At 64.4% G+C, this 13,803-nt stretch carries 15 protein-coding genes and 1 rRNA gene; 6 read left to right on the top strand and 10 right to left on the bottom strand.

Going from position 1 to position 13,803, the window contains the following annotated elements:
- Nucleotides 1–79 precede the first annotated feature (79 nt).
- The 3 genes from AC0KUR_RS34580 to hemP all read left to right on the top strand — a co-directional run bounded on the left by AC0KUR_RS34580 (nucleotide 80) and on the right by hemP (nucleotide 1,919).
- Complete coding sequence (locus tag AC0KUR_RS34580) at nucleotides 80–952, top strand: pirin family protein (RefSeq protein WP_034190355.1); 873 nt, start codon at nucleotides 80–82, stop codon at nucleotides 950–952.
- A 100-nt stretch (nucleotides 953–1,052) separates the two neighbouring features.
- Complete coding sequence (locus AC0KUR_RS34575) at nucleotides 1,053–1,535, top strand: SRPBCC family protein (protein ID WP_034190392.1); 483 nt, start codon at nucleotides 1,053–1,055, stop codon at nucleotides 1,533–1,535.
- A 138-nt stretch (nucleotides 1,536–1,673) separates the two neighbouring features.
- Nucleotides 1,674–1,919, top strand: a complete 246-nt coding sequence (hemP, locus tag AC0KUR_RS34570) for a hemin uptake protein HemP (RefSeq protein ID WP_034190354.1) — start codon at nucleotides 1,674–1,676, stop codon at nucleotides 1,917–1,919.
- A 271-nt stretch (nucleotides 1,920–2,190) separates the two neighbouring features.
- Here hemP and AC0KUR_RS34565 read toward each other — a convergent pair whose 3' ends face one another.
- The 5 genes from AC0KUR_RS34565 to uvrB form a co-directional block, all read right to left on the bottom strand.
- Complete coding sequence (locus AC0KUR_RS34565; RefSeq protein WP_034190353.1) at nucleotides 2,191–3,588, bottom strand: 4Fe-4S binding protein; 1,398 nt, start codon at nucleotides 3,586–3,588, stop codon at nucleotides 2,191–2,193.
- Nucleotides 3,585–4,427 (bottom strand): FTR1 family iron permease, encoded by an 843-nt coding sequence (locus AC0KUR_RS34560; RefSeq protein WP_034190352.1) that lies wholly within the window; start codon nucleotides 4,425–4,427, stop codon nucleotides 3,585–3,587. The genes AC0KUR_RS34565 and AC0KUR_RS34560 overlap by 4 nt, the downstream gene beginning before the upstream one ends.
- A gap of 58 nt (nucleotides 4,428–4,485) precedes the next feature.
- Nucleotides 4,486–4,818, bottom strand: coding sequence for a cupredoxin domain-containing protein (locus AC0KUR_RS34555; RefSeq protein ID WP_034190351.1), 333 nt, complete (start codon nucleotides 4,816–4,818; stop codon nucleotides 4,486–4,488).
- 55 nt (nucleotides 4,819–4,873) lie between these two features.
- Nucleotides 4,874–5,425 carry an iron transporter gene (locus AC0KUR_RS34550; RefSeq protein WP_034190350.1) on the bottom strand — a complete coding sequence of 184 codons (552 nt, stop codon included), beginning with the start codon at nucleotides 5,423–5,425 and terminating at the stop codon, nucleotides 4,874–4,876.
- Nucleotides 5,426–5,652: 227 nt separating this feature from the next.
- On the bottom strand, nucleotides 5,653–7,743 hold the full coding sequence (uvrB, locus tag AC0KUR_RS34545) for an excinuclease ABC subunit UvrB (protein ID WP_034190349.1): 2,091 nt from the start codon (nucleotides 7,741–7,743) through the stop codon (nucleotides 5,653–5,655).
- A gap of 260 nt (nucleotides 7,744–8,003) precedes the next feature.
- Between uvrB and AC0KUR_RS34540 the strand changes: the two genes are divergently transcribed.
- On the top strand, nucleotides 8,004–9,203 hold the full coding sequence (locus tag AC0KUR_RS34540) for an amino acid aminotransferase (protein ID WP_034190348.1): 1,200 nt from the start codon (nucleotides 8,004–8,006) through the stop codon (nucleotides 9,201–9,203).
- A gap of 118 nt (nucleotides 9,204–9,321) precedes the next feature.
- On the opposite strand, the gene AC0KUR_RS34535 is transcribed toward AC0KUR_RS34540, so the two are convergent.
- The gene (locus AC0KUR_RS34535) at nucleotides 9,322–10,110 is read right to left on the bottom strand and encodes a 3-hydroxybutyrate dehydrogenase (RefSeq protein ID WP_069245676.1); all 789 of its coding nucleotides are present in this window, start codon (nucleotides 10,108–10,110) and stop codon (nucleotides 9,322–9,324) included.
- 164 nt (nucleotides 10,111–10,274) lie between these two features.
- Between AC0KUR_RS34535 and AC0KUR_RS34530 the strand changes: the two genes are divergently transcribed.
- Entirely contained in the window at nucleotides 10,275–11,246 is a 972-nt protein-coding gene (locus AC0KUR_RS34530; protein WP_049033328.1) for an aldo/keto reductase, read from the top strand.
- Nucleotides 11,247–11,357: 111 nt separating this feature from the next.
- A complete protein-coding gene (locus AC0KUR_RS34525; RefSeq protein ID WP_034191150.1) occupies nucleotides 11,358–12,203 on the top strand; it encodes a 23S rRNA (adenine(2030)-N(6))-methyltransferase RlmJ in 846 nt (281 codons plus the stop codon).
- Between the two features lie 15 nt (nucleotides 12,204–12,218).
- Here the strand turns inward: AC0KUR_RS34525 and AC0KUR_RS34520 are convergent, their stop codons facing one another.
- The 4 genes from AC0KUR_RS34520 to rrf form a co-directional block, all read right to left on the bottom strand.
- Entirely contained in the window at nucleotides 12,219–12,587 is a 369-nt protein-coding gene (locus AC0KUR_RS34520; RefSeq protein WP_049032286.1) for a hypothetical protein, read from the bottom strand.
- Nucleotides 12,588–12,701: 114 nt separating this feature from the next.
- Nucleotides 12,702–12,848 carry a DUF3563 family protein gene (locus AC0KUR_RS34515; protein WP_006478295.1) on the bottom strand — a complete coding sequence of 49 codons (147 nt, stop codon included), beginning with the start codon at nucleotides 12,846–12,848 and terminating at the stop codon, nucleotides 12,702–12,704.
- Between the two features lie 215 nt (nucleotides 12,849–13,063).
- Nucleotides 13,064–13,468, bottom strand: coding sequence for a Cu(I)-responsive transcriptional regulator (cueR, locus tag AC0KUR_RS34510; RefSeq protein ID WP_034191148.1), 405 nt, complete (start codon nucleotides 13,466–13,468; stop codon nucleotides 13,064–13,066).
- A gap of 248 nt (nucleotides 13,469–13,716) precedes the next feature.
- A 5S ribosomal RNA gene (rrf, locus tag AC0KUR_RS34505) occupies nucleotides 13,717–13,803 on the bottom strand; the annotation flags it as partial.

Genomic DNA, 13,803 nt, shown 5'->3' with positions numbered 1-13,803 from the left:
AATCGAACGGTAAAGCGCCCAATATAATAGCGCTATGTTTCAGAAATGACGCTATTCCGATGATCTCGAGGGCTTCCTCATGACGACCGCTCGCTCGCTTGACCGTACCTACCCCGCGCTTCGCACCACCGAAGGCGGCGGGTTCGTGGTTCACCGTCCGTTCCCGACCCGATTGCTGATGGACTTCGATCCGTTCCTGCTGCTCGATGAAATGGGCCCCGTCGACTACGGCCCCGGCGAAGCCGTGGGCGCGCCCGACCATCCGCATCGCGGCTTCGAAACCGTGACGTATGCGCTCGACGGCCGCTTCCGCCATCGCGACTCGTCCGGCCACGCCGGCACGCTCGGCCCCGGCGACGTCCAGTGGATGACGGCCGGCGCCGGCGTCGTGCACAGCGAGATGCCCGATCCCGCGTTCGCACAGGCGGGCGGCCGCTCGCACGGCTTCCAGCTGTGGGTCAACCTGCCGCGCCGCGACAAGATGATCGCGCCGCGCTACCAGGAGATCCCGGCCGACCGCATCCCGACCGCGACATCGCCGGACGGCCGCGTGCACGTACGCGTGATCGCCGGCGAAGCGTTCGGCGTCCAGGCGGCGATCGAGACGCGCACGCCGATCCTCTACCAGCATTTCACGCTGGAGCCCGGCGCAACGGTCACGCAGCCCGTGCCGGCCGGTTATCGCGTGTTCGCCTATCCGATCGACGGAACGGGGCTCTACGGGCCCGACAGGCAGGCTGTCGACGCCCGGCACATGATCGTCTACGGCGACGACGGCGACACGGTCGCGTTCGCCGCCGGCGACACGCCGCTCGACCTGCTGCTGATCGGCGGCGTGCCGCTCAACGAGCCGATCGTCCGCTACGGCCCGTTCGTGATGAATACGGAGGAAGAGATCCGGCAAGCCGTCGTCGACTACCAGACGGGCCGCATGGGCCGCATCGACGCATGACGCCCGATCGGGGCGGCAGGTGCCGCGAAACCGGTGGTTTTGCGTCACAATAACTTCTTGAACCATGTGGCTGCCCGCCACCCAGAAGGAACCCGTCCCCTTGAACTTCGAACACCTGATCCAGATCAATTCCGACGATCCGGCCGTGCCGACCCTCACCCGCGACCAGCTCTGGGAGGGCCTCGTGCTGCGCGCCGAACAGCCGCAACTGTTCGTACTCGGCCTCGACAGCTGCGTCGTCCTCGAACGGACGGACACGACGCTCGAACGTGAGTTGCACTACGGCCATGCGACCGTGCGCGATCACGTCACGTTCACGCCGAACCAGCAGGTTCGCTACGACATCCGCGCGGCCGATGGCGAGATCGGCGGCTCGCTGACGATGACGATCGAGGAACGCGACGACCACGCGCTGTTCCTGCGTTTCGAGTACCGCACCACGCTGACCGTCACCGACGACAGCGAAGATGCGCGGCAGACGCACGGGATCGTCAAGGAGGCCTACCGCACGTCGGACATCGACACGGTGCGCCTGATCCGCGAATACGCGCAGGGCCGCAAGGACCCCGATCCGCTGCACTGACCGCGGCGGCGGCCTGCGGGCCGCCTTTTGATTCAAGCTATCAAGTCTGATGTTTCGATCGATAAAGAGTTTTTGTAAATGGGAATAGTTATCATTTAGAATTCATTCCATCGTATCGACAGTCACCGATCAAACCGAATGACCGACACCATGCGCCCGACCACGCTGACCCTGCGCCGCACGACCGGCACCGCAGCCAGCAGCCGCCAGAAGACGGCAGCGGTCACCACGCCGGCGAAACCGGCCGGCAACCGCGACACAGGCACGCGGGTCGTAAATAGCGACGCGCTGTTGCAGGGCCACAGCCACATCAGCATCGCGCACAACGGAGAGACGTATCAGTTGCGTGCCACGCGGCTCGGCAAACTGATCCTGACGAAGTAAGACAGAGTATTGTGGGGACCACCTCCCTGAGAGGTGTTGGGCAGTAGCCAGCGTAACGGCTTGCACGCGAGATCTAGACCCCTTCGTGCAAACACACTCAAGCAGCCGTTGCAGCAAGCCAAGCCACTTTTTTGGTTCTCGCACAAGGGTGAAAAAAAGCGGCACGTCGAAGGACGTGCCGCTTTTTTGTTAGCGCGGTCGATGCAGAAGGCATGCTGTCCACCTGCGTCGATACGCTGATGCATGCCGCCGAAGCCGCATGCAAAACCCGTCAGAAACCCCAGAACATCAGCCACCACGCACTGTCGACGACCGCCAACCCGACGGCGAACCACGCGAATGCCGCGAGCCGGCGCGGCCACGCCGCATAGCGCCCCGTCACTTTCCATGCGAGCCACGCGCTCCATGCATTGGCGCCGACCAGGATCGCGATGCGCACGTCGGTCGCCCACCCGAGCGGCACATGCTCGGCGCGCAACAGCGACAGCGTCGTGGCCGACAGGCCGAGGAACACGCCCGCTCCCGCGATCGGGATCAGTGCCTGCGCGAGATGATGCAGCCGCACGCGATCGAAGCGGCCGAGCATCAGCGTGGCGCCGCCCAGCAATATCAGCAGCGCCGTGCCGTACACGAGCCCCGTGCCGACGATGTAGCTGACGATCAGCCCGCCGTCGAGCCAGGAGAACACGTCGTTGCGATCCGGATAGTGCGTGAGCAGGAACCACGGCGCATTCGTTTCGAGCGGCCACGTGATGTCACGGTCGATCAGCCAGCCCGCGAGCCATTGCTTGATCTGCACGAACCACGGGCTGACGGTCCAGTGGAACGCGCCGATCGCGACACCGAGCAGGCCGTACAGGATCAGTGCGGTGTCCCACGCGCTCGCCTGCTGCGCACCGAGGTTCACGACCTCGTCGGACGGCGAGCGCAACGACAGCGAGATCGCGTCGCGATGCCCGCTGCAGCGGCCGCACATATGGCACGCCGCCGCCCCCTTCATGCTGCGCAACGGCACGAGCGGCGCGCAGTTGATCGGAATCACGCGATGGCCGTGCTCGCCGTTCTTGTACGATCGGCGCCATGCATCCTCGTCGACCTTGTAGCGCATCGGCGCGAGCCGCGCGAGCAGCCCGAAGACGCCGTTCACCGGGCACAGGTACTTGCACCACACGCGCTTCTCGCGGCCATACAGCAAGCCGATCACGATCGCGCCGACGGTCGAGCCGCCGAGCACGAACAGCACCGCGAGCGGGTACTGGTACACGCTCACCATCTGCCCGTAGATCGTCGTGATCCCGAACGCGACGAACGGCCAGCCACCCCACCGGATCCAGCGCGGAATCGGGCCGCCGCGACCGAACTTGCTCGCGTATTCGGTGAGCGCGCCTTCCGGGCACAGCACGCCGCACCACACGCGGCCGAGCATCACCATCGACAGCAGCACGAACGGCCACCAGATGCCCCAGAACGCGAACTGCGCGATCAGCGTGAGGTTGCTCCACAGATGCGCGGAATCGTCCGGCAGCGGCAACACCGCCGGGACGATGATCAGGAACGCGTAGACCGCGACGACGATCCACTGGATGCCGCGGATCAGCGCGCCGTGGCGCTGCATCCACTGGCCGGCCTGTGCGAGCCAGCCCGGCTTGACTGCGGCGACCACGCTCATGCCGCGCGGCCCGCGGCGACGGCCGGACGGCGGCTCGCGCGCTTCATCAGCAGCCAGACGACGGCCCAGTACACCGCATAGGCGACCAGGTTGGTCAGTGCCGGATGCGCACGATAGCCGGTCAGCGTCGCGACGAGCGAGCCGAACGTGCCCGAGTCATCGAGGATCGCGGACGTATCCCACACCTGCGAGATGCCAAGCGGCAGGATTTCCTTGTCGATCAGCTTGTCGACACCCGTCTGGAACAGGCCCGCGCCGAGGAACAGCAGCATCACTTCGGTGACACGGAAGAAATGCCGCCACGAGAAGTACTTGCCGCCGAGCTGCAGCAGGTAGAACGTGAAGAACGCCAGGCCGAGACCGATCAGGACCGCGAGCATCTGGTTGCCGTCGACGTGACCCGACTGGCCGAAACCGAGACCGTACAGGAAGATCACGGTCTCGCTGCCTTCACGCGCGATCGCGAGTGCGACCAGCACGGCGACGCCCCACCAGTTCGAATCGCGCGTGCTCTGCTGCAGCGATTGCTCCATGTCGCGCTTCAGCGTGCGGCCGTGCCGGCGCATCCACAGCACCATCTGCACGATCAGCACGCACGCGATCAGCACCATCGCGGTCTGGAAGTAGTCCTGCGCGTCGCCGGACAGCACTTCGGTGAAACCGACGAGCGCGGCGCCGAGGCCGACGGCCATCAGCAAGCCGACGCCGACGCCAGCCCACAGGAAAGGCAGGCCGCGGCGCGCGTCGTCGTCGCCGTTTTTCAGCCATGCATAGAGAATGCCGACGACGAGCAGCGCTTCGACGCTCTCCCGCCAGACGATGAACAAGATCTGACCCATCGATACCTCCTGACGCGCGGGGCAAGGGACTCGTACGCCCGCACGCAGATAAAACGCGTTACTTCGCGACGATCACGCCCTGTGCCTGCTGGTGGAAATCGTCGAAAAACTTGTATTCGCCCGGCGACAGCGGAGCGACGACCACGAACGAATCGGCGCCCGGTGCAAGCACCTTCTCCTTGCGCAACTGCACGCTCTCGAATTCGGCGGCGCCCTTGCCGGTGTTCTTGATCTCGATCTTGAAACGCTGGCCGGCCGGCACCTCGATGCGGGCGGGATTCAGCTTGCCGTCCGTCATCTCGAGCTTGAACGTCGGCAGATCGGCCGCGTGTGCGGCGCCGGCAAGCCACAGCGCAGCGGCCGCGGCAACGATTTTCTGGGGAATTTTCATTCTGGGTTCTCTACGCCGACGGCGCGCCGAAGCGCGCCGTTCGTGATGCTGCCGATCAGTAACCGCCCTTCTTGCCGATACCGGCGAACGGGAAGTCGTACTCGAGCGTGATGGGCTTGAACCATGCACCCACGCCCGTTTCCTTGTCGACGTGGCGGCCGAATGCCATGTGGCCCGACTGCATCGGCGGCTTGACGACCATCGTCAGGTGATACTTGCCGGGGCCGTTCAGCTTCACGTTGTCGCCATAGTGCGGGCCGTCGCTCGCGACCATGCCCATCAGGTCGCCTTCAGCCTTCCACTTCGTGTCGCCCTGCTTCGTCAGCTTGTACGTGACCTGCAGGTACGGCATCCAGTCGCCCTCCGCGAAACCCGTCGGGTTGTTCTTGACCGCATGGATGTCGGCCTCGAGGTGGATGTCGGAATCCGACGCCTTGCGCATCATCCCTTCCGGGTCCATCGTGATCGGCTGCAGGTACACCGCGCCGATTTCCATGCCGCCCTGGATCTGCTGCTTGCCGATCGGATATTCGGCAGCCGAGGCCGACATCGCGGCAAGCGCCGCCGCTACCGCAACCGTCGTGCGGATGAACGAAGAACCCAACATGGACACTCCTTGTTATTTGTCTGACTATCTTGACGACACCCGGGCCGCCGCCGGGGCCGCCCGCTGGAAACACTAACGCGACGAAGAACGTTAATGCGAACAATTCTCAATCATGGCGAAGTTTAGCACCGAACCCGATTCGGAACAAACGAAGAGCCACGTAAACCCCTGATCCGACAAGGCTTACAGGCGCTTTACCGCAAGGTTTCGGTGACGCTTGGAAAGAGTTACCGGCCGCCGCTGATGTGGTCGCCGACGTTCGCACCGAACACGCGCTCGCGCAGCACGGCAAGCTGGTCGCGCGTCGCGGCGGCCTTCTCGAATTCGAGGTTCTTCGCGTAATCGGCCATCTGCTTCTCGAGACGCTTGATTTCCTTCGCGAGTTGCTTTTCCGACATGTCCTCGAATTTCGCGCGCTGCTGCGCTTCTTTCAGCTCCGCACGCGCGTCGTCGGCGTTGTAGACGCCGTCGATGATGTCCTTGATGCGCTTCACGACGCCGCGCGGCGTGATGCCCATCTTTTCGTTGTAGGCCATCTGCTTCGCGCGGCGCCGCTCGGTCTCGCCGATCGCGCGCGTCATCGAATCGGTCATGTTGTCCGCGTAGAGGATCGCCTTGCCGTTCACGTTCCGCGCGGCACGGCCGATCGTCTGGATCAACGAGCGCTCGGCGCGCAGGAAGCCTTCCTTGTCCGCGTCGAGGATCGCGACGAGCGACACTTCCGGAATGTCGAGGCCCTCGCGCAGCAGGTTGATCCCGACCAGCACGTCGAACGTGCCGAGCCGCAGGTCCCGGATGATCTCGACGCGCTCGACCGTGTCGATGTCGCTGTGCAGGTAGCGCACCTTGACGCCGTGGTCGGCCAGGAATTCCGTGAGCTGCTCGGCCATGCGCTTCGTCAGCACGGTGATCAGCACACGCTCGCCGGCCTTCACGCGCGCGTTGATCTCGGTCAGCACGTCGTCGACCTGCGTGCTCGCGGGCCGCACCTCGATTTCCGGATCGACGAGGCCCGTCGGCCGCACGACCTGCTCGGCGATCTGCCCCGTCACGCGCTTCTCGTAGTCGGCCGGCGTGGCCGACACGAACACGACCTGGCGCATCTTGCGCTCGAACTCGGGGAACTTCAGCGGCCGGTTGTCGAGCGCCGACGGCAGGCGGAACCCGTAATTGACGAGGTTTTCCTTGCGCGCGCGGTCGCCGTTGTACATCCCGTTCAACTGGCCGATCAGCACGTGCGATTCGTCGAGCAGCATCAGCGCATCGGGCGGCAGGTAGTCGACGAGCGTCGGCGGCGGGTCGCCGGGCGCCGCTCCCGAGAAATGCCGCGAGTAGTTCTCGATGCCCTTGCAGAAGCCGAGCTCCTGCAGCATCTCGAGATCGAAGCGCGTGCGCTGCTCGAGACGCTGCGCCTCGACGAGCTTGCCCTCGCGATGGAAGAACTCGAGGCGTTCGCGCAATTCTTCCTTGATCGTCTCGACGGCCCGCATCACGGTGTCGCGCGGCGTCACGTAGTGCGACGACGGATACACGGTGAAGCGCGGAATCTTCTGCCGCACGCGCCCCGTCAGCGGGTCGAACAAGTGCAGCGTCTCGACCTCGTCGTCGAACAGCTCGACGCGTACGGCCATTTCCGCGTGTTCGGCCGGGAAGATGTCGATCGTGTCGCCGCGCACGCGGAACGTGCCGCGCTGGAAATCCTGCTCGTTGCGCGTGTACTGCATCGCGATCAGCCGCGCGATCACGTCGCGCTGGCCGAGCTTGTCGCCGGTGCGCAGCGTCAGGATCATCTGGTGGTATTCGGACGGGTTGCCGATACCGTAGATCGCCGACACCGTCGCGACGATCACCACGTCGCGGCGCTCCATCAGGCTCTTGGTCGCCGACAGCCGCATCTGCTCGATGTGCTCGTTGATCGACGAATCCTTCTCGATGAACAGGTCGCGCTGCGGCACATACGCCTCAGGCTGGTAGTAGTCGTAGTACGAGACGAAGTACTCGACCGCGTTGCGCGGGAAGAACTCGCGGAACTCCGCATAGAGCTGGGCCGCGAGCGTCTTGTTCGGCGCGAACACGATCGCCGGGCGGCCGAGCCGCGCGATCGTGTTGGCCATCGTGAAGGTCTTGCCCGACCCCGTCACGCCGAGCAGCGTCTGGAAGGCAAGGCCGTCGCCGACGCCTTCGACAAGCGTCTCGATCGCGGTCGGCTGGTCGCCGGCGGGCAGATACGGCTGGTACAGCTGGAACGGCGACCCTTCGAAGGTGACGAATTTGGATTCGTCGAGCGCGTCGCCGACTTCGGCATGATGTTCGGACATGGAGTGCGGCCGGAGCAAGGGCAAAGAAAGCATTCTAGCGCTTCGCGGCCGCGCGAACTGCTGTCGGCTCCTGACGCGCCACGGCCGCCCGAAATCGCGATTCGGCGGCGAATCGCGACGGATTCGCCGCCCCCGCCGGCGCGAATTCGCTACAATATCAGGCTGCTGCGCTTTCCGGCGCCGTGCCGTTGGCGCGCGGTCCGCTGCGCCCGCCCTGCCGGCTGAAAGCCTGACCCTCTTTTCACTACTGCCGAATCATCATGTCGCTCTTCTCCGCTGTCCAGCTTGCTCCCCGCGACCCGATCCTGGGCCTGAACGAAGCCTTCAACGCCGATGCGCGTCCGACCAAGGTCAACCTCGGCGTCGGCGTGTACACGAACGAAGACGGCAAGATTCCGCTGCTGCGCGCGGTTCGGGAAGCCGAGCAGGCGCGTGTCGAGGCCGGCCTGCCGCGCGGCTACCTGCCGATCGACGGGATCGCCGCCTACGATGCGGCCGTGCAGAAGCTGCTGCTCGGCAACGACTCGCCGCTGATCGCGGCGGGCCGCGTGGTCACGGCCCAGGCACTGGGCGGCACGGGCGCGTTGAAGATCGGTGCAGACTTCCTGCGCACCGTGAACCCGAACGTGAAGGTCGCGATCAGCGATCCGAGCTGGGAAAACCACCGCGCGCTGTTCGAAGCCGCCGGCTTCGAAGTCGTCGCGTACCCGTACTACGACGCGGCCACCAACGGCGTGAACTTCGAAGGCATGCTGTCGGCGCTGAACGGCTACGAAGCCGGCACGGTCGTCGTGCTGCACGCGTGCTGCCACAACCCGACCGGCGTGGACCTGACCGAAGCGCAATGGCAACAGGTCGTCGACGTCGTGAAGGCGCGCAATCTCGTGCCGTTCCTCGACATGGCGTACCAGGGCTTCGGCGAGAACATCGAGGCCGATGCCGCCGCCGTGCGTCTGTTTGCCGCGGCCGACCTGAACGCATTCGTGTCGTCGTCGTTCTCGAAGTCGTTCTCGCTGTACGGCGAGCGCGTCGGCGCGCTGTCGATCATCACGTCGAGCAAGGAAGAAGCGACGCGCGTGCTGTCGCAACTGAAGCGCGTGATCCGCACGAACTACTCGAACCCGCCGACCCATGGCGGCGCCGTCGTCGCAGCCGTGCTCGCGTCGCCGGAACTGCACGCCTCGTGGGTGCAGGAACTCGGCGAGATGCGCGATCGGATCCGCGCGATGCGTAACGGTCTCGTCGAGCGCCTGAAGGCGAGCGGCGTCGATCGCGATTTCAGCTTCATCAACGCACAGCGCGGGATGTTCTCGTATTCGGGCCTGACCTCGGCGCAAGTCGATCGCCTGCGCGACGAGTTCGGCATCTATGCGGTCGGCACGGGCCGGATCTGCGTTGCCGCGCTGAACACGCGCAACCTCGACGCGGTCGCCAACGCGATTGCGGCCGTCCTGAAGTAACGCGGCACCGGGTGACAGCCGTCAACGGCTCCGCCCTCCGACATGAAAAACGCGCTCCACGGAGCGCGTTTTTTTGTGCCGTCCTACCCGGCAGGCGGCCATGCCGCCCGCCCCCGCGTTACTGCATGAACCAGCCGTGGCTGACGACGAGCGACTGGCCCGTGAGCGCGGCGCTCGGGAACGCCGACAGGAACAGCACCGTCTGCGCGACGTCCTGCACCGTCGTGAACACGCCGTCGACCGTGTTGCCGAGCATCACCTTCTTCACCACTTCCTCTTCGCTGATGCCGAGCTCCTTGGCCTGCTCCGGAATCTGCTTGTCGACCAGCGGCGTGCGCACGAAGCCCGGACACACGACGTGCGAGCGCACGTTGTGCTTCGCGCCTTCCTTCGCCAGCACGCGGGCGAGGCCCAGCAGGCCATGCTTGGCCGTCACGTACGCCGACTTCAGCGGCGACGCTTCGTGCGAGTGCACCGAACCCATGTAGATCACGACGCCGCCGCGATCGTCCTTGTACATGTGCTTGAGCGCGGCCTTCGTCGTCAGGAATGCGCCGTCGACGTGGATCGCCTGCATCTTCTTCCAGTCGGAGAACGAATAGTTCTCGATCGGGTTGACGATCTGGATGCCGGCGTTCGACACGAGGATGTCGACCGAGCCGAATGCCTCGGCAACCTTGTCGATGCCGCTGTTCACGGCATCCTCGTTCGTCACGTCCATCGCGACGCCGATCGCCTTGCCGCCCGCCTTGTTGATCTCGTCGGCGACCGCGTTCGCGCCGTCCTGGTTCAGGTCGGCGATCGCGACGGCCGCGCCCGCCTTGGCGAGCTCGAGGGCGATTTCCTTGCCGATGCCGCTCGCGGCGCCCGTGACGACTGCGGTCTTGCCATTCAGATCTGCTGCCATGTCCGTCTCCTCCCGTTATCGGATCGAAAAAGTACGCGCCCGCCCCTTCGGCATTCGTCGCCGGTGCGACGCGGCGGGCCAGCCGTCATTGTGCACGATCGGCCCCGCCGTTCGCGCGCAAAACGTCTAAGCTTAAGGTCGGTTCCGTCACGCGGGAGATTCACATGCACTATCGACGGCTAGGCCGCTCCGGCCTGCAGATCAGCGCGCTTTCGCTCGGCTCCTGGGTCACGTACGGCAACCAGGTCGACCAGCGGGTCGCGCGCGAATGCCTCGCCGCGGCACGCGACGCGGGCATCAATTTCTTCGACAACGCCGAGGTCTACGCCGGCGGCAAATCCGAGGAGATCATGGGCCACGCGCTCAAGTCGCTCGACTGGCCGCGCGTCAGCTACATCGTGTCGACGAAGTTCTTCTGGGGGCTCGCCGAGGCGCCGAACCAGTATCACACGCTGAACCGGAAATACCTGTTGAACGCCATCGACGGCTCGCTGCGCCGGCTCCAGCTCGACTATGTCGATCTCGTCTATTGCCATCGCCCCGATCCGAACACGCCGATCGAGGAAACCGTCTGGGCAATGAGCGACATGATCGCGCGCGGCAAGGCGCTGTACTGGGGCACGTCGGAATGGAGCGCCGACGAAATCCGTGCCGCATGCGAGATCGCCGAACGGCATCACCTGCGCAAGCCCGTCGTCGAACAGCCGCAGTACAACCTGTTCCACCGCACGCGGGTCGAGCACGAATATGCGCGGCTCTACGAGGATTACGGTCTCGGCCTCACGACCTGGAGCCCGCTGGCGTCGGGCCTGCTCACCGGCAAGTATCGCAACGGCGTGCCGCCCGGCAGCCGCGCGCAGTTGCAGGGTTACGACTGGATGCGTGACCGCCTGACCGATCAGGCGGCCAACGATATCGTCGAGCGGCTCGGCGGAATCGCGGCCGAGCTCGGCTGCAGCACGGGCCAGCTCGCGATCGCGTGGGCACTCGCGAATCCGCACGTCAGTTCGGTCATCACGGGCGCGTCGCGGATCGAGCAGATCGGCGACAACATGCGCGCGCTCGACGTGGCGGCGAAGCTGACGCCGGACGTGAAGCAACGCATCGAGGAGGTGGTCGGCGACGCATATGAATAAGGCGATGCACGGCCACTCGCGTACAATACGCGGCCGCATCGGCGCCCGGCCCGACGGCCGCGCGCGATCGACCGCTTTCATCGATTCACCTTTCGTTTCAGGCAGCCCGCCATGCTCAGTTATCGTCACGGTTTTCACGCAGGCAACCACGCGGACGTGCTCAAGCACGCCGTCGTCGTCCAGCTGCTGCGCTACCTGAACAAGAAGGACAAGTCGTACTGGTACATCGACACACATGCGGGTGCCGGCGTGTACTCGTTGCGCGACGGCTATGCGGCAAAAACGTCGGAATTCGACACCGGCATCGGCCGGCTGTGGGACGAAAAGAACCTGCCGGAAGCGCTGGGCGAGTATGTCGACGAAGTCCGCGCGCTGAACGACGATGGCGAACTGCGCTTCTATCCCGGTTCGCCGTACATCGCCTGGCGATCGATGCGCGAACAGGACCGCATGCGCCTGTTCGAAATGCACACGACCGAAATCGACGTGCTGCGCCACAATTTCCGCGACGCGGGGCGACGCGCGATGATCTTCGCCGGCGACGGCTTCGAAGGGATCAAGGCGCTGCTGCCGCCGCCGCCGCGACGCGCACTCGTGCTAATCGACCCGTCCTACGAGGACAAGAAGGACTACGCGCGCACGGTGAGTTGCGTGACGGAATGCCTGAAGCGATTCGCGACGGGCTGCTATGCGATCTGGTACCCGCAGGTCACGCGGCTGGAGTCGCAGCGCTTTCCCGAGCAGTTGAAGCGCCTGCAGCCGAACAACTGGTTGCACCTGACGCTGACGGTATCGAATCCGCCGACGGACGGCCTGGGCCTCTACGGCAGCGGGATGTTCATCCTGAATCCGCCGTACACGCTCGCGCAGAGCATGAAAGAAACCCTGCCCTATCTGGTCGAGAAGCTGGGACAGGATAGCGGCGCCCGCTGTCAGATCGAGCACCGCGGCAACTGATCCGGCGACCGGCCGTTACGGCTGCGGCCTCGGCGCGAGCCGCGGCTGATTGACTGGCTGCCCGCCCCACGTGGGAACGTTGATATAAGGCGCGACGAACAGCGGAACCGACGTGTTCGGCGCCTGCCCGGCCGGGGCGCGCATGCCCGCCGGCTCGACGATCGGCTCCGCAGACAGCGGTGCTGTCTGCAAGACCAATCCGCCCTTGCCGTCCTGGATACCGCGTTGCGTATCGAGAACCAGCGGTTTGGACGACGTTGCGGCACTGGCCGCAAGGCCATGGACAAGCACCGCCGCGCCCAGAACGAGACGCGCGCGAGCACTGCGACGCACATCGAGACGCAAACGCATGATCGTGTCCTTCAGGATGAAAAGCAGGCCCATACCATAGCGCTGCACTGACGATTTCGCCAGATCCGGTGCACAAAAAAACAAAGCCCCGTCAATACGGGGCTTGCTAATCGTTCGGTGCCACACGGCACCTGACGGTAACTCCGATTACAGCGAGTAGCCGTTGGTTTCGAGCGAGCGGATACGGCTCTCGAGCTGGACGATGTCCGACGACGTGGCGAGGTAAGCCTCACGGCGTTCACGTTCTGCGGATTCGAACCAGTTGCTTAGCTTTTCGACGATGTAGGCGATCATGACATTCTCCAAGGAAGAGGGACCCCTGGTGAATCGAGATTCAGGGATTTCCCGTATAGGGTTATCCCGAATTATAGCGATGCCGCACCAAGATGCCAGTGAAATACTTGCATGGAGACCATTCCAAATCGGAATGGCTGATCGCAAAACAAACCTAACTCGTTGATTTTTATAGATATTGAATTCGGGCGCGTTTTGCGACTCGAGCGCGCGCACTAATTTGGTTCACCGACCGGGTCGGCAAGGCGCGCCAAAATCGGGCATTCCGGCCGACCGTCACCATGGCAGTGCGCGGCGAGATCGGCCAGCGTGTTGCGCATGTCGCTCAGCTCCGCGATACGTTTGTCGAGCTCGGCCACGTGCTCAAGGGCGATCGACTTCACTTCGGCACTCGCACGGGAGCGATCCTGCCAGAGCATCAGCAGTTTGCGGATGTCCTCGACGAGAAAGCCAAGCCGCCGGGCCTGACGGATGAATCGCAGGATATGGATTTCGTCCGCACCGTAAATCCGGTAGCCGGCGTCGGTACGCTTGCTCGGTGCAAGGAGGCCAACCTGTTCGTAGTACCGGATCATCTTTGCGCTGACTCCGGATTCGCGTGACGCATCGCCGATATTCATTCCCCGCCCTCTCCATCAAGCCCCGGTTTCGACCGTGAACGTCGACGAATGCAATCGTTGCAATCGTTGACGACATGTCGATCGTATCAAATCACGCGGTTTCGTTCCGCGATCGGGGGCTGGCAGCTGGATAGCGGTGGATCTGGCGAGCAGTGACGGGACGCGATGAGTTTTCTGCGCCGACGCGCATTTTCGCCGCCGAAATGCAAAAACCCCCGCCTTTCGGGCGGGGGTTTCTGGCTTAGGGAGCCTGACGATTACCTACTTTCACACGGGAATCCGCACTATCATCGGCGTAGAGTCGTTTCACGGTCCTGTTCGGGATGGGAAGGGGT

Source organism: Burkholderia sp. YHN3-13 (assembly GCF_055810675.1).
This window is presented reverse-complemented; position numbering and strand designations above follow the sequence as displayed.

Coding starts and splice junctions, on each gene's coding strand:
- AC0KUR_RS34580 (WP_034190355.1), top strand. CDS start 80: ATGACGACCGCTCGCTCGCTTGACCGTACCTACCCCGCGCTTCGCACC.
- hemP (WP_034190354.1), top strand. CDS start 1,674: ATGACCGACACCATGCGCCCGACCACGCTGACCCTGCGCCGCACGACC.
- AC0KUR_RS34565 (WP_034190353.1), bottom strand. CDS start 3,588: ATGAGCGTGGTCGCCGCAGTCAAGCCGGGCTGGCTCGCACAGGCCGGC.
- AC0KUR_RS34560 (WP_034190352.1), bottom strand. CDS start 4,427: ATGGGTCAGATCTTGTTCATCGTCTGGCGGGAGAGCGTCGAAGCGCTG.
- AC0KUR_RS34555 (WP_034190351.1), bottom strand. CDS start 4,818: ATGAAAATTCCCCAGAAAATCGTTGCCGCGGCCGCTGCGCTGTGGCTT.
- AC0KUR_RS34550 (WP_034190350.1), bottom strand. CDS start 5,425: ATGTTGGGTTCTTCGTTCATCCGCACGACGGTTGCGGTAGCGGCGGCG.
- uvrB (WP_034190349.1), bottom strand. CDS start 7,743: ATGTCCGAACATCATGCCGAAGTCGGCGACGCGCTCGACGAATCCAAA.
- AC0KUR_RS34540 (WP_034190348.1), top strand. CDS start 8,004: ATGTCGCTCTTCTCCGCTGTCCAGCTTGCTCCCCGCGACCCGATCCTG.
- AC0KUR_RS34535 (WP_069245676.1), bottom strand. CDS start 10,110: ATGGCAGCAGATCTGAATGGCAAGACCGCAGTCGTCACGGGCGCCGCG.
- AC0KUR_RS34530 (WP_049033328.1), top strand. CDS start 10,275: ATGCACTATCGACGGCTAGGCCGCTCCGGCCTGCAGATCAGCGCGCTT.
- AC0KUR_RS34525 (WP_034191150.1), top strand. CDS start 11,358: ATGCTCAGTTATCGTCACGGTTTTCACGCAGGCAACCACGCGGACGTG.
- AC0KUR_RS34520 (WP_049032286.1), bottom strand. CDS start 12,587: ATGGGCCTGCTTTTCATCCTGAAGGACACGATCATGCGTTTGCGTCTC.
- AC0KUR_RS34515 (WP_006478295.1), bottom strand. CDS start 12,848: ATGATCGCCTACATCGTCGAAAAGCTAAGCAACTGGTTCGAATCCGCA.
- cueR (WP_034191148.1), bottom strand. CDS start 13,468: ATGAATATCGGCGATGCGTCACGCGAATCCGGAGTCAGCGCAAAGATG.